This is a genomic window from Enterobacter sp. 241F3 (assembly GCF_034106785.1).
Taxonomy (GTDB): Bacteria; Pseudomonadota; Gammaproteobacteria; order Enterobacterales; family Enterobacteriaceae; genus Enterobacter; species Enterobacter vonholyi.
Genome location: NZ_JAWNDD010000001.1, coordinates 1,156,064 through 1,175,653 on the forward strand (window position 1 = coordinate 1,156,064; position 19,590 = coordinate 1,175,653).

Annotated in this window: 16 protein-coding genes and 7 tRNA genes; 17 read left to right on the forward strand and 6 right to left on the reverse strand. The window is 53.4% G+C overall.

The window, feature by feature from the left end; translation table 11 throughout:
- Positions 1 to 23 precede the first annotated feature (23 nt).
- Complete coding sequence (seqA, locus tag UR504_RS05465) at positions 24 to 572, reverse strand: replication initiation negative regulator SeqA (protein ID WP_302234497.1); 549 nt, start codon at positions 570 to 572, stop codon at positions 24 to 26.
- 183 nt (positions 573 to 755) lie between these two features.
- Between seqA and ybfF the strand changes: the two genes are divergently transcribed.
- The 4 genes from ybfF to fur all read left to right on the forward strand — a co-directional run bounded on the left by ybfF (position 756) and on the right by fur (position 3,377).
- Positions 756 to 1,529 carry an esterase gene (ybfF, locus tag UR504_RS05470; protein ID WP_302234496.1) on the forward strand — a complete coding sequence of 258 codons (774 nt, stop codon included), beginning with the start codon at positions 756 to 758 and terminating at the stop codon, positions 1,527 to 1,529.
- 128 nt (positions 1,530 to 1,657) lie between these two features.
- Positions 1,658 to 1,945 (forward strand): LexA regulated protein, encoded by a 288-nt coding sequence (gene ybfE, locus UR504_RS05475; RefSeq protein ID WP_023334913.1) that lies wholly within the window; start codon positions 1,658 to 1,660, stop codon positions 1,943 to 1,945.
- 155 nt (positions 1,946 to 2,100) lie between these two features.
- Positions 2,101 to 2,631 (forward strand): flavodoxin FldA, encoded by a 531-nt coding sequence (fldA, locus tag UR504_RS05480; RefSeq protein WP_008501067.1) that lies wholly within the window; start codon positions 2,101 to 2,103, stop codon positions 2,629 to 2,631.
- 299 nt (positions 2,632 to 2,930) lie between these two features.
- On the forward strand, positions 2,931 to 3,377 hold the full coding sequence (fur, locus tag UR504_RS05485) for a ferric iron uptake transcriptional regulator (RefSeq protein WP_014169146.1): 447 nt from the start codon (positions 2,931 to 2,933) through the stop codon (positions 3,375 to 3,377).
- 92 nt (positions 3,378 to 3,469) lie between these two features.
- On the opposite strand, the gene chiQ is transcribed toward fur, so the two are convergent.
- The 4 genes from chiQ to nagE all read right to left on the reverse strand — a co-directional run bounded on the left by chiQ (position 3,470) and on the right by nagE (position 9,546).
- Positions 3,470 to 3,796 carry a ChiQ/YbfN family lipoprotein gene (gene chiQ, locus UR504_RS05490; RefSeq protein ID WP_111964473.1) on the reverse strand — a complete coding sequence of 109 codons (327 nt, stop codon included), beginning with the start codon at positions 3,794 to 3,796 and terminating at the stop codon, positions 3,470 to 3,472.
- A 47-nt stretch (positions 3,797 to 3,843) separates the two neighbouring features.
- Positions 3,844 to 5,241 carry a chitoporin ChiP gene (gene chiP, locus UR504_RS05495; RefSeq protein ID WP_054829873.1) on the reverse strand — a complete coding sequence of 466 codons (1,398 nt, stop codon included), beginning with the start codon at positions 5,239 to 5,241 and terminating at the stop codon, positions 3,844 to 3,846.
- A 446-nt stretch (positions 5,242 to 5,687) separates the two neighbouring features.
- Positions 5,688 to 7,355, reverse strand: coding sequence for a glutamine--tRNA ligase (gene glnS / locus UR504_RS05500; protein WP_115874500.1), 1,668 nt, complete (start codon positions 7,353 to 7,355; stop codon positions 5,688 to 5,690).
- A gap of 169 nt (positions 7,356 to 7,524) precedes the next feature.
- Positions 7,525 to 9,546, reverse strand: coding sequence for an N-acetylglucosamine-specific PTS transporter subunit IIBC (nagE, locus tag UR504_RS05505; protein WP_302234492.1), 2,022 nt, complete (start codon positions 9,544 to 9,546; stop codon positions 7,525 to 7,527).
- A gap of 328 nt (positions 9,547 to 9,874) precedes the next feature.
- Between nagE and nagB the strand changes: the two genes are divergently transcribed.
- From nagB to UR504_RS05565, 12 genes are all read left to right on the forward strand, one after another.
- Positions 9,875 to 10,675 (forward strand): glucosamine-6-phosphate deaminase, encoded by an 801-nt coding sequence (nagB, locus tag UR504_RS05510; RefSeq protein WP_013097568.1) that lies wholly within the window; start codon positions 9,875 to 9,877, stop codon positions 10,673 to 10,675.
- Positions 10,676 to 10,730: 55 nt separating this feature from the next.
- On the forward strand, positions 10,731 to 11,879 hold the full coding sequence (nagA, locus tag UR504_RS05515; RefSeq protein ID WP_302234489.1) for an N-acetylglucosamine-6-phosphate deacetylase: 1,149 nt from the start codon (positions 10,731 to 10,733) through the stop codon (positions 11,877 to 11,879).
- A gap of 8 nt (positions 11,880 to 11,887) precedes the next feature.
- The gene (nagC, locus tag UR504_RS05520) at positions 11,888 to 13,108 is read left to right on the forward strand and encodes a DNA-binding transcriptional regulator NagC (protein ID WP_021242995.1); all 1,221 of its coding nucleotides are present in this window, start codon (positions 11,888 to 11,890) and stop codon (positions 13,106 to 13,108) included.
- Between the two features lie 45 nt (positions 13,109 to 13,153).
- Positions 13,154 to 13,906, forward strand: a complete 753-nt coding sequence (nagD, locus tag UR504_RS05525) for a ribonucleotide monophosphatase NagD (protein ID WP_023310763.1) — start codon at positions 13,154 to 13,156, stop codon at positions 13,904 to 13,906.
- A 249-nt stretch (positions 13,907 to 14,155) separates the two neighbouring features.
- Positions 14,156 to 15,820 (forward strand): asparagine synthase B, encoded by a 1,665-nt coding sequence (gene asnB / locus UR504_RS05530; protein WP_010428626.1) that lies wholly within the window; start codon positions 14,156 to 14,158, stop codon positions 15,818 to 15,820.
- Positions 15,821 to 16,046: 226 nt separating this feature from the next.
- Positions 16,047 to 16,123, forward strand: a tRNA-Met gene (locus UR504_RS05535).
- An 8-nt stretch (positions 16,124 to 16,131) separates the two neighbouring features.
- Positions 16,132 to 16,216: transfer RNA gene (locus UR504_RS05540), tRNA-Leu, on the forward strand.
- Positions 16,217 to 16,239: 23 nt separating this feature from the next.
- Positions 16,240 to 16,314, forward strand: a tRNA-Gln gene (locus UR504_RS05545).
- Between the two features lie 32 nt (positions 16,315 to 16,346).
- Positions 16,347 to 16,421, forward strand: a tRNA-Gln gene (locus UR504_RS05550).
- A gap of 17 nt (positions 16,422 to 16,438) precedes the next feature.
- Positions 16,439 to 16,515: transfer RNA gene (locus tag UR504_RS05555), tRNA-Met, on the forward strand.
- Between the two features lie 40 nt (positions 16,516 to 16,555).
- Positions 16,556 to 16,630: transfer RNA gene (locus UR504_RS05560), tRNA-Gln, on the forward strand.
- A gap of 36 nt (positions 16,631 to 16,666) precedes the next feature.
- Positions 16,667 to 16,741: transfer RNA gene (locus tag UR504_RS05565), tRNA-Gln, on the forward strand.
- A gap of 97 nt (positions 16,742 to 16,838) precedes the next feature.
- Here UR504_RS05565 and ubiF read toward each other — a convergent pair.
- Entirely contained in the window at positions 16,839 to 18,014 is a 1,176-nt protein-coding gene (ubiF, locus tag UR504_RS05570) for a 3-demethoxyubiquinol 3-hydroxylase (RefSeq protein WP_302234487.1), read from the reverse strand.
- Between the two features lie 135 nt (positions 18,015 to 18,149).
- Here ubiF and miaB point away from each other — a divergent pair, with 135 nt between their 5' ends.
- Positions 18,150 to 19,574, forward strand: coding sequence for a tRNA (N6-isopentenyl adenosine(37)-C2)-methylthiotransferase MiaB (miaB, locus tag UR504_RS05575; protein WP_111964387.1), 1,425 nt, complete (start codon positions 18,150 to 18,152; stop codon positions 19,572 to 19,574).
- The last annotated feature ends 16 nt before the right edge of the window (positions 19,575 to 19,590 follow it).

A 19,590-nucleotide genomic window follows, 5' to 3' on the forward strand; every position in this document is an offset into this window, starting at 1 on the left:
ACCGGGTCCTTCTGATGCAAGGGTTAAATTGTACCGCAAACCTTTTCAATCAATTCCGCCGGGAACTGCATGGACTGCATGATGTGTTCAATCATGCTGCACTTGCGGCCCGTATTGGTATTGGTGATCACCCAGTACGGGGTGCCAGGAACATGTTTGGGTTTGGTTTGATTGCCATTTTGCAGCAGCGTCTGCTCGTCGCCCGCGAAATAGACGCGAGTACGACCGTGCAGCGACTCGGTCGCTTCAGCAAACGCTTTGTTATCCAGTGAGTAAAGTGTAGACAGCACCAGCATAAAGCGGTTAACCGCCTTTTTCTGCTCCGCGTATTCATCGGAAAGGAGCAGCTCGCGCATCGCGCGCACTTTATCTTTTGCCGGCGTCACGGCAGGTTTTGCTTGTGCAACAACGCTTGGCTGAGACATGACATCTTTGGTGACTGGGGTAGCAGGCTGTGAAGCGGCGGAAATTTTAAGCATGCGCCGTAAAATGTCGGACGCGCTCTCCCCGATATGCCGCGTCTGGCTGGCAATATACTGATAGAGTTCGTCATCAACTTCGATTGTTTTCATCTTAATCCAGTGCGATATCTTATCTGAATACAAGTCATTGGGATTATAAGGTCAAATCCCAACAGCGGATAGCGTCAAACCAGGTTGGCGGCAAAAGTCAGATTAAACTGGAACCTTGCAGCCGGGCGGCAGAATGGTCAACATGATACCCTAACCTGACATACGTAAAAAAAGAACTTTGCCATGAAATTGAATACCCGAGCGCAAACTGCACAATCGCCGAACAATAATTCTCCCATCGTACTGGTTCACGGGCTTTTTGGCAGCCTGGATAACCTGGGCGTGCTGGCGCGCGATCTGGTTACTGACCACGATGTTTTACAGGTCGATATGCGCAATCACGGTCTTTCCGGCCGTTCCGACGAGATGACCTACGCGGCAATGGCGCAGGATCTGCTGGATACGCTGGATGCCAACGACCTGCAAAAGGTGACCCTCATCGGGCATTCAATGGGTGGCAAAGCGGTGATGGCCCTGACGGCACTGGCCCCGGAGCGTATTAACGGCCTGGTTGTAATTGATGTTGCGCCCGTGGATTACGACGTCCGCCGCCACGACGAAATTTTTGCCGCCATCAATGCGGTCACCGAAGCGGGCGTCGCGACTCGCCAACAGGCGGCTGCCGTCATGCGTGAGCATCTTGATGAAGAAGGCGTAGTCCAGTTCCTGCTGAAGTCGTTTGTTGACGGCCAATGGCGTTTTAACGTGCCGGTGCTCTGGAACCAGTACAACAACATCGTGGGATGGGAAACCGTCCCCGCCTGGCCGCACCCTACCCTCTTTATTCGCGGCGGTAACTCTCCTTACGTTACCGACGCGTACCGCGACACGCTGCTGGCCCAATTCCCGCAGGCTCGCGCCCACGTGATTGCCGGTGCCGGACACTGGGTGCACGCAGAAAAACCCGATGCCGTGCTGCGCGCCATTCGCCGCTATCTCGCTGATACGACAAATTGATTAAAAAGAAAGCGACTGGAAGGCTGCGGGCTTCCAGTCGTTGGCGTGCCGTTTTTGGTGATGTATGATGGCGCGCTTATCGCCCGGGCATTAGCAGGGCGGCGTGTTTCCCCCGAAGTCTCAGAATCATGGCCAAAGAACAAACGGACCGTACGACACTAGATCTGTTCGCGAATGAGCGTCGCCCGGGACGACCGAAGACGAATCCGCTTTCGCGCGATGAACAGCTGCGTATCAATAAACGCAATCAGCTTAAACGCGATAAAAATCGCGGGCTTAAGCGTGTCGAACTGAAGCTTAACGCCGACGCCGTCGATGCGCTGAACGAGCTGGCTGACGCGCGAAATATCAGCCGCAGCGAGCTCATTGAAGAGATGTTAATCGCCCAGCTTGAGACGTTGCGCAGCCAGGCATAAGTCTGAAAATCCCCTTTATTACCCTTTTCATGTAGCACAGAGTGCAGTCCTGCGCGATAGCTGTTTCCGCAGGGTTGCCAGTTCTGCTATTATTGCCCTTATCCGTGGCCGAATTGCGCCACCATACTATTAAGTTTCAAGAGGTTATTTTACTCATGGCAATCATCGGCATTTTCTTTGGCAGTGATACCGGCAATACCGAAAATATCGCAAAAAACATTCAAAAACAGCTCGGTAAAGACGTTGCTGATGTGCATGACATTGCCAAGAGCAGCAAAGAAGATCTGGAAGGCTATGATATTCTGCTGCTGGGTATCCCAACCTGGTACTACGGTGAAGCCCAGTGCGACTGGGATGATTTCTTCCCGACGCTGGAAGAAGTGGACTTCAACGGTAAGCTAGTTGCCCTGTTTGGCTGCGGTGACCAGGAAGACTACGCTGAGTATTTCTGTGACGCGCTGGGTACCATCCGCGACATCATTGAGCCGAATGGCGCGGTTATCGTAGGCCACTGGCCGACCGCTGGTTACCACTTCGAAGCGTCTAAAGGCCTGGCCGATGACGATCATTTCGTGGGTCTGGCCATCGACGAAGACCGTCAGCCAGAACTGACCGCAGAGCGCGTTGAGAAATGGGTTAAGCAGATCCGTGAAGAACTGCACCTGGACGATATTCTTAACGCCTGATTTTTCTCGCGGCGCAACGGCGGTTGCGCCCGCGCACCAGGTCAAACCGATTAAATTAATTGCTACAATCTTTTAACTTTTTCGCCCAGACCTGTACAATGTCTCCCTGATAAAATGTGGTTTTCCATCGAGCAAGTTTGTTGGTGATACCCCATTTTTATAAGCATATTTTGCCTGAGACTTGCAGTTTTCATTTAGCCATGGCAGTTCTATAGTTCTATAATGAGACGCATTATCCCAGGTGCATTTTCTGTCACTTCCTACAGAAGTGAATCGTTTAGCAACAGGACAGATTCCGCATGACTGACAACAATACCGCATTAAAGAAGGCTGGCCTGAAAGTTACGCTTCCTCGGTTAAAAATCCTCGAAGTGCTTCAGGGTCCAGACAATCACCATGTCAGTGCGGAAGACCTTTATAAACGTCTTATCGACATGGGTGAAGAGATTGGGCTGGCTACCGTCTATCGCGTGCTGAACCAGTTTGATGACGCGGGCATTGTCACCCGTCATAATTTCGAAGGCGGTAAATCTGTTTTCGAACTGACCCAGCAGCAGCACCACGATCATTTGATCTGCCTCGACTGCGGCAAGGTCATTGAATTCAGCGATGATTCCATCGAAGCGCGCCAGCGTGAAATCGCCGCGCGTCACGGTATCCGCCTGACCAACCACAGCCTGTATCTTTACGGTCACTGCGCTGAAGGCGACTGCCGCGAAGATGACCACGCGCACGACGCAAAATAATCAAGTGTTCATACTCTGAGCCAGCCGAAAGGTTGGCTTTTTTTTGCCAGAAAAAAGCCCGGTAAGCGCAGCGCCACCGGGCGTAAAGCAACTTATTTATTATTGTTGCGTATCTCGTTCCAGATCTTATCGCAACGCTTGGTCACTTCCTGATCGTTACCGGTTTTACGCGCCTGGATACAGGCCTGGTAATCCATCACGCGGACATTCTCCCGCGTCGCAAACTGCTCATGCGCTTTCTCTTTCTTCAGCACGTTCAGCACGCTCTGACAGGCTTCAATTTTCTCCGGCGATCCTTCTGCTGTATTAATACAGGCGCTATAGGCCTCCTTCAGCCGGGAATCTTCTTTCGGTGCCTCACTCTGAGCACACGCCACCAGCCCTGATGCCAGCAACGCGACGATTACGATTTTTTTCATCATATGCAGTCTCCGGTCCGGCGGGATCTAACCCGCCGGAAGATTCATCAGAAGATAGTGAACGGTGCGATAACCATGAATTTCACGTCACGTTCATCCTGGAAGATGTTGCCGTAACCGCCCGCGTAGCTCGGGATATCGGAGTGGTTGTCATATTGAGTGAAGTGCAGTTTGAACATTGTGCCTTTCGCGCGGCCATCCTGCAGGGTATAGATAGCATCGAGGCTGTAAGAAGACTCTTTCAGGCGATAGTTGGGATCGTAGTATGCGTCCGGAGTTGCCATATCGGCAGGTTTTGCATCCCAGGCGTAAGCGTAAGAAGCGCCCACCGCCCAGCCAGGCAGGTTCCAGTTTTTCAGGTCGTACATTGCGCCGAAGAAGACCGCTTTCTCGCCGTCGGCGTTGAAGTCTGAGCGGTTATCCCACCAGATATCAAGACGACCGTTGGATGAGGCATAGGTCGGGGTCATACGCTGCAGGAAGTAGCCCTGCTGCCCTTCCGCCTTCACCCATGTTCCTTCCAGACGTAAATCAACCTGACCGACCTTATAGCCGAAGGTTAGCGCCTGCAGCCACGCGGTGCCATCATAAATGTCATTGACGCCACCGTTGCTGACTTTGTCGCGCGTACCGTAGAACTGATAGCTGGTACTCAGCGGGCTACCCACGACATCAAACTTATAGCTGGCCTTGGCAAAGTACTGATCGATATACCCTTGCGCCTGGCCAAATGCTGCTTCGAGAACCAGATCGTTTTTGAAGTCGTATTTCGCCCCCAGCGAGTGGAGATAATCGACTTTGGTTTTCTTATCGTTCTGGTAGAACTTGTCCATCTCGATGTGCCAGGGTGCTTTGTACTCGTTGGTCCACATATAGGAGAAGCTCAACGCACCCGCATCACCGTAGTCAAAGTTCGCCCCGGCTTCCGCACCCTGATAGGTACCCGGCATAAAACTCCAGTGCGGTGCTAACAGGGTCTGGCCAGTTGGCTGAATATAACCACCGCGCGCCCATACCGGACCGTATTTAAATTTTGCAGCGGCTTTGTAAAGGCTGATGCCGCTCTTATCCCCGGACCAGTCTTCTTTATACGCTTTATTGCTGGAGGAGAAGGCAATTTCATTCGGGTGGGCGCTGTCGCCGTTTTCCGCCATTTCAATCGCGGTAAACGCAGCAATATCCAGACCGAACATATCCGCGGCATAGCCTGACTGGAAGTCCAGGTTGGCGTTCCAGGTGGAATGAGAAAGGTTGGTTTTGTATTTGTCTTCGGTGACGTCTTTACGGTCACGTTCACGCTGCCAGTAATAGATACCGCCCGTGAGGGTAGAATCGTCGATGAAGCCTGCCGCTTTCGCCTCTGGTGTCACCACCAGGCCCGACATTGCTGTCACACCGGCAATAGCCAGCGCCAGCGCACTACGTTTGCCACTGAACGTACGCATAGATTATTCCTCTTTGACGAATTAAAACGCCTGAAACGGCGTAAATAAAAAAGACCAAATGGTCAGGGGTAGTTTTAAATACCCTCGAATTAACTACCGTCGTTAGGTTATTTTTCGCGACGCGAATTATCAATGCTTTTTAGCGGACAAAAGTCAGGATTATGACGAAGTGCACATAATTAGTAGTGCTTTGTAACATTTGCAGGGAGGCGAGGAATGGCGGGAAATTTTCAAGTATTTCAGTGGCTAGACGAGAAACATCTTCCCTTTCTTATAACCTTTTTGTTTTTCCTAATGACACAAACTTTTTTTTGAAAAATAAGTAGCACCTCATTGACCTGATATTTTTATCACACCTTTTTAGGCCCTGGCTTAATACCCTGATCGTTAAATAAAAAAACGCCGCATAGTGCGGCGTTTGTCTCTCATTGACCAGACCAGCAATATTATTCGCCGATCTTCGTCCAGGTATCACGCAGACCTACGGTACGGTTAAATACCGGTTTTTCTGCCGTGCTGTGTCGGCTGTCCAGGCAGAAGTAACCTTCACGTTCGAACTGGAACGCTTTGCCTGCTTCAGCGTTTTTCAGAGAAGGCTCCGCATAGCCCTGCTTAATCACCAAAGATTCCGGGTTGATGGTCGCCAGGAAGTCTTCCGCAGCACCAGGGTTAGGCACGCTGAACAGACGATCGTACAGACGAATTTCTACCGGCAGCGCGTGGGATGCGCTCACCCAGTGGATAACGCCTTTCACCTTGCGGCCATCCGCAGGATCTTTGCTCAGCGTTTCAGCATCATAAGAACAGAAGATGGTGGTGATATTCCCTTCTGCATCTTTCTCAACGCGCTCGGCTTTGATGACGTAGGCATTACGCAGACGCACTTCTTTACCCAGCACCAGACGCTTGTACTGCTTGTTGGCTTCTTCGCGGAAGTCAGCGCGGTCAATCCAGATCTCGCCGCTGAACGGCACGTCACGGCTTCCCATTTCCGGTTTGTTCGGATGGTTAGGCATGGAGACCAGCTCGCTTTCACCCTGCGGATAGTTTTCGATAACCAGTTTCACCGGATCGATAACCGCCATCGCGCGCGGAGCGTTTTCGTTGAGATCTTCGCGAATGCATGATTCAAGGGACGCCATCTCGATGGTGTTGTCCTGCTTGGTCACGCCGATACGTTTGCAGAACTCACGAATAGAGGCGGCAGTGTAACCACGACGACGCAGACCAGAAATGGTAGGCATACGTGGGTCATCCCAGCCCTCAACGTGCTTGTCGGTCACCAGCAGGTTCAGCTTACGCTTGGACATCACGGTGTATTCCAGGTTCAGACGAGAGAACTCGTACTGGCGCGGATGCACAGGAATGGTGATGTTATCCAGAACCCAGTCGTACAGACGACGGTTGTCCTGGAACTCCAGCGTACACAGGGAGTGCGTAATGCCTTCCAGCGCATCGCTGATGCAGTGGGTAAAGTCGTACATCGGGTAGATGCACCACTTGTTGCCGGTCTGGTGGTGTTCCGCAAACTTAATGCGGTACAGCACCGGATCGCGCATCACGATGAACGGAGACGCCATGTCGATTTTGGCACGCAGGCACGCTTTGCCTTCTTCGAAGCCACCGGCACGCATTTTTTCAAACAGCGCCAGGTTCTCTTCCACGCTGCGGTCGCGGAACGGGCTGTTTTTGCCTGGTGCGGTCAGCGTACCGCGATACTCACGGATCTCGTCAGCAGACAGCTCGTCGACATACGCCAGACCTTTGTTGATAAGCTCTACCGCATAGGCGTACAGCTGATCAAAATAGTCAGAGGAGTAGCAGATATCGCCAGACCAGTTGAAGCCCAGCCATTGCACGTCGTTCTTAATGGACTCAACGTATTCGATGTCTTCTTTTACTGGGTTGGTGTCATCGAAACGCAGGTTGCACTGTCCCTGGTAGTCTTGCGCAATGCCAAAGTTCAGGCAGATGGACTTCGCATGCCCGATATGCAGGTAGCCGTTCGGCTCCGGCGGAAAGCGGGTATGAATTGTGGTGTGCTTACCACTGGCCAGATCTTCATCGATGATCTGACGAATAAAGTTACTCGGGCGGGCTTCAGCCTCACTCATCGTGGATTCCTCAAAGCGTAAACAACGTATAACGGCATATGATCTTATAAGCCGGACGTAGTGACAACCCTTAAAACGTCTCTGAAGAAAATAATGGGGGCATTTGCTGCAAAAAAAAGCGGCGGAGGATCTCCCCCGCCGCTTAAGGCATGACTCTACTCAGGAGCGATTACTTGCCTTTAATCTCGTACAGCGGTGTTTGACCCGCAACAACCTGACCTTTCGCCTGAATGACCAGGCCGCTGAAGTCGTCGATGTTGCTGCAAACGACCGGACTTATCATGGAGCGCGCGTTGGCGTTCAGGAAGTCCAGATCCATTTCCAGAATCGGCTGCCCTGCCACCACTTCAGCGCCCTCTTCCACCAGACGAGTAAAGCCCTGGCCGTTCAGCGCAACGGTATCGATACCCATATGGACAACGATCTCCGCGCCATTTTCGGTTTCGAGGCAGAACGCATGGTTGGTGTTGAAGATTTTCACGATGGTACCGGCAGCCGGAGACACAACGGTTTTGTCCGTTGGTTTCACCGCCACACCGTCACCGACCGCTTTGCTGGCGAAGGCTTCGTCAGGCACCTGCTCAATCGCAACGACTTCACCGGTTACCGGTGAAACCAGCGCGGCTATCGTTTTGGCGTTGGGTACCGCCTGCGGTTTTGCAGCCGCTGGCGCGGCGGCAGGTGCGGCAGAAGCTTCTGCTGCGGCTACCGGGCCGGTAGTTTTCATGGCATTAGCAATTTTCTCTGCCACAAAGCCAACGATAATCTGCACGCTGGTTTTGTTCAGGCGGATAACACCGGACGCGCCCAGACGTTTGGCCAGCGCTTCGTTCACCAGGGAAGAGTCTTTGACGTTCAGACGCAGACGAGTGATACAGGCATCGATACCGGTCAGGTTGTCAGAACCGCCTACTGCGGCGATGTACTGACGCGCCAGACCTGAAACGTCCTGGTCCTGAGCACCGCTCACGTTCATATCCTGACCATCCGCTTCGCTACCGGCCACGGCCAGTTCACGACCCGGTGTCATGAGGTTAAATTTGGTGATAGTGAAACGGAACACTACGTAGTAGATCGCGAAGAACACCAGACCTTGCGGGATCAGCATCCACCAGTGGGTCGCCAGCGGGTTACGGGACGAAAGCACCATATCCACCAGACCGGCGCTGAAGCCGAAACCGGCAATCCACTGCATGCTGGCAGCGATGAACACGGAGATACCGGTCAGCACGGCGTGGATCACATACAGAACCGGCGCCACGAACATGAAGGAGAACTCCAGCGGCTCGGTGATACCGGTGAAGAAGGCCGCGAACGCGCCCGCCATCATGATACCCAGCACTTTCGCTTTATTCTCTGGACGCGCGCAGTGGTAGATAGCCAGCGCAGCACCCGGCAGACCAAACATCATGATCGGGAAGAAGCCCGCCTGGTAACGACCGGTGATACCGACAACCGCTTTACCTGCTTCGATGGACTGTGCGCCACCCAGGAAGTTAGGGATATCGTTAATACCGGCAACGTCGAACCAGAACACGGAGTTCAGCGCGTGGTGCAGACCAACCGGGATCAGCAGACGGTTGAAGAACGCGTACACGCCCGCACCGACAGAACCCAGTTTCTGGATATGCTCACCGAAGTTCACCAGACCGTCGAAAATCATCGGCCAGACGTACATCATGATGAACGCGACAACGATCATCACAAACGAGGTCAGGATAGGGACCAGACGGCGGCCGCTAAAGAAGGAGAGCGCTTTTGGCAGCTCTACGCTGCTGAAGCGGTTATACAGTTCGGCAGAGATGATACCCACAAGGATACCGACAAACTGGTTGCTGATCTTACCGAATGCCGCCGGAACCTGGTCCGCCGGAATTTTTTGGATCATGGCCACTGCTGCAGGTGAGCAGAGAGTGGTTAAAACGAGGAAACCGACAAAACCGGTTAGCGCAGCGGCACCGTCTTTGTCTTTGGACATACCGTAAGCCACACCAATCGCGAACAACACAGACATATTGTCGATAATGGCGGAACCTGACTTGATAAAGAACGCCGCCAGCGCGCTGGTATTACCCCAGCCGTTGGGGTCGATCCAGTAGCCGACACCCATCAGGATGGCTGCGGCAGGCAGCGTGGCGACCGGCACCATAAGTGCGCGGCCAACCTTTTGTAAATAACCTAGAATACTCACTTTCTTCCCCCTATGAGACCCCGTTTAAGGCATGTTCTCAGCTCTGTTTTTTATTGTGTCACGAACTATAGATACAGTTGATGCTTCACTGGCATTGTGAGTGTGTGAAAAATTAATTCGTATCGCAAATTAAACGCGTACTTTTTGTGATTTTTGTCACCAAATATCGTTATTAACCCTCCCTTACACTGGCTAACAGTGAAAACTTATTTTATCATTCAAAAAATCAAGACGGATTGATCCGGCCTGAAAGTTTCCAGGTTACGCTTAAGTATCAGGTTCCGATAGCTATCCGCCCACTCTTCTACTTTAACTCTTGAGGTGAACAATGAGACTGATTCCCCTGGCAACTGCTGAACAAGTTGGTAAATGGGCCGCTCGCCATATCGTTAACCGTATCAACGCCTTTAAACCAACTGCCGATCGTCCTTTCGTTCTTGGACTTCCGACAGGCGGCACACCGCTGACTGCCTACAAGGCGCTGGTTGAGATGCATAAAGCAGGCCAGGTTAGCTTCAAGCATGTTGTGACATTCAACATGGATGAATACGTTGGCTTACCGAAAGATCACCCGGAAAGCTACCATAGCTTTATGCACCGTAATTTCTTTGATCACGTTGATATTCCAGCTGAAAATATTAACCTGCTGAATGGAAACGCGCCTGATATTGACGCAGAATGCCGTCAGTATGAAGAAAAAATCCGTTCCTACGGTAAGATCCACCTGTTTATGGGTGGTGTAGGTAATGATGGTCACATCGCGTTTAACGAACCGGCGTCATCTCTGGCTTCCCGCACCCGTATTAAAACGCTGACCCATGACACGCGCGTGGCAAACTCCCGCTTCTTTGACGGCGATGTTAACCAGGTTCCAAAATACGCCCTGACCGTAGGCGTAGGCACCCTGCTGGATGCTGAAGAAGTGATGATTCTGGTGCTGGGCAGCGTGAAAGCCCAGGCGCTCCAGGCTGCCGTTGAAGGCAACGTAAACCATATGTGGACCATAAGCTGCCTGCAGCTGCATCCGAAATCCGTCATCGTCTGCGACGAGCCGTCCACGATGGAGCTGAAGGTTAAAACGCTGAAGTACTTCAACGAGTTAGAAGCTGAGAACATCAAAGGTCTGTAATTGAATAACCGCCTCTTCATCAAGAGGCGGCCGCTTTTTTTAACCGGGGGTCGTTATGTACGCTTTAACCCACGGTCGGATTTATACCGGCCATGATATTCTGGATGACCATGCGATTGTTATCGCTGATGGCCTGATTGAACGTGTTTGCCCGCTGGCAGAACTGCCGCCGGAGATTGAACAGCGCTCACTCAATGGAGCAGTAATCTCCCCCGGTTTCATCGACGTGCAGCTCAACGGCTGCGGCGGTGTGCAATTCAATGACACCGCGAATGCGGTGACGGTAGAAACGCTGGAGATCATGCAGAAAGCCAACGAGAAATCGGGCTGCACCAGCTATCTGCCAACGCTCATCACCAGCAGTGATGACCTTATGAAGCAGGGTATCCGCGTGATGCGAGAATACCTGGCCAAACATCCTAACCAGGCGCTGGGTCTGCACCTTGAAGGGCCATGGCTGAATATGGTCAAGAAAGGAACGCATAACCCGGACTACGTGCGTAAACCTGATGCAGAGCTGGTTGACTACATGTGTGCCAACGCCGATGTGATCACCAAAGTGACGCTGGCGCCTGAAATGACGGGTACGGATGTCATCAGCAAGCTGGCCGCCGCCGGGATTATCGTTTCAGCAGGCCACTCAAACGCAACGCTGAAAGAAGCGAAAGCCGGTTTCCGCGCGGGAATTACTTTCGCAACTCACCTTTACAACGCCATGCCGTATATCACAGGCCGTGAACCGGGTCTGGTCGGGGCGATTCTGGATGAGCCAGACGTCTACTGCGGCATTATTGCTGACGGCTTACACGTCGATTACACCAACATTCGCAACGCTAAGCGGCTGAAAGGTGACAAGCTTTGTCTGGTGACGGATGCCACCGCACCGGCAGGTGCAAATATTGAGCAGTTCATTTTTGCCGGTAAAACAATATACTACCGCAATGGACTGTGTGTGGATGAAAACGGTACGCTGAGCGGTTCCTCTTTGACCATGATTGAAGGGGTGCGTAACCTGGTAGAACATTGCGGGATTGCGCTTGATGAAGTCCTGCGTATGGCAACCCTGTATCCGGCTCGCGCAATGGGCGTGGATAAACAGCTCGGCGGAATTGCACCAGGTATGGTTGCAAACCTGACGGCATTCACACACGATTATAAAATTATTAAGACCATCGTTAATGGTAACGAGGTCGTCACTGAGTAAGTAAAAGTATGACACCTGGCGGACAAGCTCAAATCGGTAATGTCGATCTCGTTAAACAACTTAACAGTGCGGCGGTATACCGCCTGATTGACCAGCACGGCCCCATCTCGCGGATTCAGATAGCCGAACAAAGCCAGCTTGCTCCCGCCAGCGTGACAAAAATTACCCGCCAGCTCATTGAGCGCGGTCTGATCAAAGAAGTCGATCAGCAGGCCTCCACCGGGGGCCGCCGCGCCATCTCTATTATTACCGAAACCCGCAATTTTCAGGCTATTGGCGTCCGTCTGGGCCGCCATGACACTACCCTCACGCTGTACGATCTGAGCAGTAAAGCCATTGCGGAAGAACACTACCCTCTTCCGGAACGCACCCAGGAGACGCTGGAACATGCGCTGCTCAATACCATCGCGCAGTTTATTGAAAGCTGTCAGCGCAAGATCCGCGAACTCATCGCCATCTCCGTGATCCTGCCCGGCCTGGTCGACCCGGAAAGCGGCGTGATCCGCTATATGCCGCACATTCAGGTTGAAAACTGGGGGCTGGTCGACGCGCTGGAAAAGCGTTTTAAAGTGACCTGCTTTGTGGGTCACGACATCCGCTCTCTGGCGCTGGCAGAGCACTACTTTGGTGCGAGCCAGGACTGTGAAGACTCTATTCTGGTGCGCGTCCACCGCGGTACGGGTGCAGGCATTATCTCTAACGGCCGGATTTTTATTGGGCGCAACGGTAACGTCGGAGAGATCGGCCACATTCAGGTTGAACCCCTCGGGGAGCGCTGCCACTGCGGCAACTTTGGCTGCCTTGAAACGATCGCCGCCAACACGGCCATCGAGCAGCGCGTTCGCCATCTGCTTGAACAGGGTTATCAAAGCCGCGTCACGCTGGACGACTGCAAGATAGGCACCATCTGCAAAGCCGCTAATAAAGGCGACGCGCTGGCCTGTGAAGTGATCGAGCAGGTGGGGCGCCATCTGGGGAAAACCATCGCCATCGCCATTAACCTGTTTAACCCACAAAAAGTGGTGATCGCCGGTGAAATTGTGGAGGCGGAAAAGGTTCTGCTCCCTGCGATTGAAGGCTGTATTAACACCCAGGCGCTGAAAGCATTCCGCCAGAATCTTCCGGTGGTTCGTTCAAAGCTTGACCATCGCTCGGCGATTGGCGCGTTCGCGCTGGTCAAACGCGCCATGCTCAACGGAATTCTGCTCCAGCATTTGCTGGAAAGCTGATCGAACCTTATAGTAACGCCTTCTTTTTTTGATGTCGGAATATCCATGACCATTAAGAACGTAATTTGTGATATCGACGGCGTGCTGATGCACGACAACGTTGCCGTGCCGGGTGCTGCGGAGTTTCTTCACCGTATCATCGACAAAGGAATGCCACTGGTTCTGCTCACGAACTACCCTTCTCAAACCGGTCAGGATCTGGCAAACCGCTTTGCCACCGCAGGCGTCGACGTCCCGGACAGCGTGTTTTATACCTCGGCGATGGCCACGGCGGATTTTCTGAAGCGTCAGGAAGGAAAGAAAGCCTACGTGGTGGGTGAAGGTGCGCTGATACACGAGCTCTACAAAGCAGGCTTTACCATCACTGACGTGAACCCGGACTTTGTGATTGTCGGCGAGACGCGTTCCTTTAACTGGGAGATGATGCATAAAGCAGCATACTTTGTCGCCAGCGGTGCGCGCTTTATCGCCACCAACCCGGATACGCATGGCCGTGGTTTTTATCCGGCCTGCGGCGCGCTCTGCGCCGGTATCGAGAAAATCTCAGGGCGTCAGCCGTTCGTGGTCGGTAAACCGAGCCCGTGGATCATTCGTGCCGCGCTCAATAAGATGCAGGCCCACTCTGAAGAAACCGTTATTGTCGGCGACAACCTGCGCACCGATATTCTGGCAGGTTTCCAGGCGGGTCTGGAGACGATTCTGGTCCTGTCCGGCGTCTCTCAACTTGATGACATTGATTCGATGCCGTTCCGGCCGAGCTGGATTTACCCCTCCGTCGATGAAATTGACATCATCTGATACCGAACCACGCCTCAGGGCGTGGTTTTTCATTTATGGCCTACACAAATAAAACCCTATCTAACGAAAAGCACATTTCATTGCATAATCATCAATAAAAGAACTCATGGCGTACTCTTTTTTCACTATTCCGCAATCACTATTGCACTATTTCCCTTTTCACCCGTAAAACGCTTGCGCGCCCTGCCCCTTTGCGGCATTTTCATAAGCAAGCAACATTACAAAGCAACAGGGTTAACGGAGAAGGTTATGTGTTCAATTTTTGGCGTACTGGATATTAAAACTGACGCGGGCGAACTGCGTAAAAAGGCACTCGAACTGTCCCGCCTGATGCGCCATCGCGGCCCGGACTGGTCAGGCGTTTACGCCAGTGACAAAGCAATTCTGGCTCACGAACGTCTGTCTATTGTTGACGTCAACGCCGGTGCACAGCCGCTGTATAACGAGAAAAAAACGCATGCGCTGGCTGTCAACGGTGAGATCTACAACCACCAGGCGCTGCGCGCCGAATACGGCGACCGCTACGCATTCCAGACCGGTTCTGACTGTGAAGTGATCCTGGCGCTGTATCAGGAGAAAGGTCCCGAGTTCCTGGACGACCTGCAGGGTATGTTTGCCTTTGCCCTGTACGACAGCGAAAAAGACGCTTATCTGATTGGCCGTGACCATATCGGTATTATCCCGCTGTACATGGGTCACGATGAGCACGGCAACTTCTACGTGGCCTCTGAGATGAAAGCCCTGGTACCGGTCTGCCGCACCATTAAAGAGTTCCCGGCAGGCAGCTATCTGTGGAGCAAAGACGGCGAGATCCGTCAGTATTACCAGCGTGACTGGTTCGACTACGACGCGGTAAAAGACAACGTCACGGACAAAGCTGAGCTGCGTCAGGCGCTGGAAGATTCCGTGAAAAGCCACCTGATGTCAGACGTACCTTACGGCGTGCTGCTCTCCGGCGGCCTGGACTCCTCCGTGATCTCGGCAATCACCAAGAAATTTGCGGCTCGTCGCGTGGAGGATCAGGAGCGCTCAGAAGCCTGGTGGCCACAGCTGCACTCTTTTGCCGTGGGTCTGGAAGGGGCACCGGATCTAAAAGCCGCGCAGGAAGTGGCAAACCACCTCGGCACCGTGCACCACGAAATTCATTTCACCGTGCAGGAAGGTCTGGATGCGATCCGCGATGTGATCTATCACATTGAAACCTATGACGTGACCACCATCCGAGCCTCAACGCCGATGTACCTGATGTCGCGTAAGATCAAGGCGATGGGCATCAAGATGGTGCTCTCCGGTGAAGGTTCTGACGAAGTGTTTGGCGGCTACCTGTACTTCCACAAAGCGCCAAACGCTAAAGAGCTGCATGAAGAGACCGTGCGTAAGCTGCAGGCGTTGCACATGTTCGACTGCGCGCGTGCCAACAAAGCAATGTCTGCCTGGGGCGTAGAAGCGCGCGTGCCGTTCCTGGATAAGAAATTCCTCGACGTGGCAATGCGCATCAACCCGCAGGACAAGATGTGCGGCAACGGCAAAATGGAAAAACATATCCTGCGTGAATGTTTTGAATCCTACCTGCCGGCGAGCGTGGCATGGCGTCAGAAAGAGCAGTTCTCCGATGGTGTAGGTTATAGCTGGATCGACACCCTGAAAGAGGTCGCTGCGAAACAGGTTTCTGACCAACAGCTGGAAACCGCAAGCTTCCGCTTCCCGTACAACACGCCGGGCTCGAAAGAAGCGTATCTCTACCGTGAAATTTTTGAAGAATTGTTCCCGGTGCCGAGTGCTGCGGAGTGCGTACCGGGTGGCCCTTCCGTCGCCTGCTCTTCTGCCAAAGCGATTGAATGGGATGAATCGTTCAAATCCATGAACGATCCATCAGGACGCGCGGTAGGCGTTCACCAGTCAGCCTACAAATAATCACCTAGATCGCAATCAGGCCCCTCAGGGGCCTGTTTTTTTTGCCTCACATTTCACCGCCTAAATCTGATTAATAACCAATAATTGCCGAATATTCGGTCACGCTGTTCGCAACCTAACCAAACAGTCACATTCCGGCTATTTTCGTTGAAAAAGGTGTTGACGCTGCAAGGGTCTATACGCATAATGCGCCCCGCAACGCCGATAAGGTAACGCGAAAAAAGATGGCTACGTAGCTCAGTTGGTTAGAGCACATCACTCATAATGATGGGGTCACAGGTTCGAATCCCGTCGTAGCCACCATCTTTTTTGCGGGAGTGGCGAAATTGGTAGACGCACCAGATTTAGGTTCTGGCGCCGCAAGGTGTGCGAGTTCAAGTCTCGCCTCCCGCACCATTCCCGGGTAAGCGTTGCACGGATGGGGTATCGCCAAGCGGTAAGGCACCGGTTTTTGATACCGGCATTCCCTGGTTCGAATCCAGGTACCCCAGCCATATTTCTTCGATTTTGCGGTTCTCCGCGGTATTGGGGTATCGCCAAGCGGTAAGGCACCGGTTTTTGATACCGGCATTCCCTGGTTCGAATCCAGGTACCCCAGCCATCGAAGATTGCAGTACTGGCTACGTAGCTCAGTTGGTTAGAGCACATCACTCATAATGATGGGGTCACAGGTTCGAATCCCGTCGTAGCCACCAAATTAAGATTGTCGATTTTTCGGTAATCAAGACAAATTGTTGGGGTATCGCCAAGCGGTAAGGCACCGGATTCTGATTCCGGCATTCCGAGGTTCGAATCCTCGTACCCCAGCCAATTTAAAAAGTCGTTAAGCAGTTTGTTTAACGCAATTGGGGTGTCGCCAAGCGGTAAGGCTCTGGTTTCTGATACCAGCATTCCGGGGTTCGAATCCCTGCACCCCAGCCACTTAGTAACAAACAAGCCCGCTCTGCGGGCTTTTTTGTTTTTGTTGTTCAGAATCGAGTAGCCTGATGCCCTCTCCCACGGGGAGAGGGCATAAATATTAAAGTCCCAGGGCGTACTTGAGCGCCTGACGCTTCAAGCCACCGGCGCGTTCCGCCGCCATTAACCCAATATTACGCAGAATGCGCACCGGGGCTAAATCATTGCTGAACCCGGCATAGAACAGATCCATTCCCGACTGCATGATAAAGTTATCCGCCATGCGTCGCGTCTGATAACGCTTCAGGACCTGATGGCTGGCCCAGTTTTCCGCGTGTTCGCGGGCGCTGCCCAGCACATCCAGTAACGCATCGACATCACGATACCCCAGGTTGACCCCCTGCCCGGCCAGCGGATGAATGGTGTGTGCCGCATCGCCCACCAGCGCCAGCCCTTCACGGGCATACTGCAACGCATGACGACGCGTGAGCGGGAATGCCCCTGCGGCGACCGGCGTGACGTTGCCCAGACGGCTCGGGAAATGCAGCAGAATTTCCCGCTGCAATTGTTCCATTGAAAGCCCCTGCAGCTGGCGAATGCGCGCCGGTTTGTCGTACCACACCAGCGACGCCCAGTTATCGAACAGCGGTAAAAAGGCGTGCGGGCCGTTCGGGGTAAAGTGCTGCCAGGTACTCTCGCCCGGCGCATTCTCGCACTGGACGGTAATCAGCATGCAGGACTGCTCGTACTGCCAGGCATGCACCCCGATACCCGCCATCTGTCTGACCTGCGAGTTGGCGCCGTCCGCCCCGATAACCAGCTTCACGGCCAGCTCATCGCCGCTATCGAACGTCAGTAGATAGCCACTCTCGTGAGGATGCAGCGCCTTAAGCGACGCAGGCACGCGCAGCGTCACCTGCGGATGCGCCTCCAGCGACTGCCAGAGCGCCCGCTGGAGCACGTTGTTTTCCACCATATAGCCCAGGCGCGGCAGCTTCAGCTCAGCGGCATCAAACGCGACGTGGGCATTTTCCCACTCCCAGGTTTCAAGACGGCTATAGGGGTGCGCGCGCATTTCCAGCACCGCCTCCCAGACGCCCAGCCCGCGTAGCAGATCGACGGACGACGCGCTGATAGCGGAAATGCGCACATCCGGTTTACTGGCGGGATCGTAGGCTGGCGGAGCCGCCTGTTCGATTATCGTTACCTCAAATCCCTGCTGCGCCAGCCCCAGCGCCAGCGCGCCGCCGACCATACCGCCGCCGACAACGGCAACTTCGGTGTGTAGGAGTGTCATGGTCAATTTTCCTTATTGGAGAATCCCTTAAGTTTACCGGATTTTTGCGGTCCTGAGACACACAACCTTCATACTGGTCACAACCCCACCAAAGCATTACAATACGCGGCTTGCAATCCTGAGCTGAGCAAGTCGATGACTAAAAAACTCCATATAAAAACCTGGGGCTGTCAGATGAACGAATACGATTCATCCAAGATGGCCGATCTGCTGGATACCACCCACGGATACCAGCTGACTGAAAATGCGAAAGAAGCGGACGTGCTGCTGCTGAACACCTGTTCGATTCGTGAAAAAGCGCAGGAAAAAGTCTTTCACGTATTAGGACGCTGGAAACTTCTCAAACGAAAAAATCCGGACCTGATCATCGGGGTGGGCGGCTGCGTCGCGTCGCAGGAAGGCAAGCTGATCCGCCAGAGAGCCCCGTATGTGGATATTGTCTTTGGTCCTCAGACCCTCCACCGCCTGCCGGAGATGATCAATCAGGTTCGCGGCAACCGTAGCCCGGTCGTTGACGTCAGCTTCCCGGAAATCGAAAAATTCGACCGCCTGCCTGAGCCGCGAGCCGATGGCCCAACCGCTTTCGTCTCCATCATGGAGGGCTGCAACAAATACTGCACGTACTGCGTGGTGCCGTACACCCGTGGTGAAGAGGTCAGCCGCCCGGCAGATGACATTCTGTTTGAAATCGCACAGCTTGCCGCGCAGGGTGTGCGCGAAGTGAACCTGCTGGGCCAGAACGTTAACGCCTGGCGCGGTGAGAACTACGACGGCACGACCGGCAGCTTTGCCGAGCTGCTGCGCCTGGTGGCCGCGATTGACGGCATCGACCGCATTCGCTTTACCACCAGCCATCCGATGGAGTTTACCGACGACATCATTGACGTCTATCGCGATACGCCAGAACTGGTGAGCTTCCTGCACCTGCCGATTCAGTGCGGCTCTGACCGCGTGCTGAACCTGATGGGCCGCCCGCATACGGTGCTGGAATATAAGTCCACCATTCGCAAGCTGCGTGAAGCGCGTCCGGATATCCAGATTAGCTCTGACTTTATCGTCGGCTTCCCTGGCGAAACCGCTGATGACTTCGAGCGCACCATGAAGCTCATCGGTGAAGTGAATTTTGACGTCAGCTACAGCTTCATCTTCTCTGCGCGTCCAGGGACACCGGCGGCCGATATGGTTGACGATGTGCCGGAAGAAGAGAAAAAGCAGCGTCTGTATATTCTGCAGGAGCGTATTAACCAGCAGGCCAACGCCTGGAGCCGCCGCATGCTCGGCACCGTTCAGCGCATTCTGGTGGAAGGCACCTCCCGCAAGAGCATTATGGAACTCTCTGGTCGTACCGAAAATAATCGCGTGGTGAACTTTGAAGGCACCCCGGATATGATCGGTAAGTTTGTGGACGTCGAGATTATCGAAGTGCTGACCAACTCGCTGCGCGCGAAAGTGGTCCGCACCGAGGACGAAATGGGCCTGCGTATTGCCGAGTCACCGGAATCCGTCATCTCTCGTACTCGCAAAGAAAATGATTCTGGCGTTGGGATTTACCAGCCATAATCCTTCTGGCCTGCCC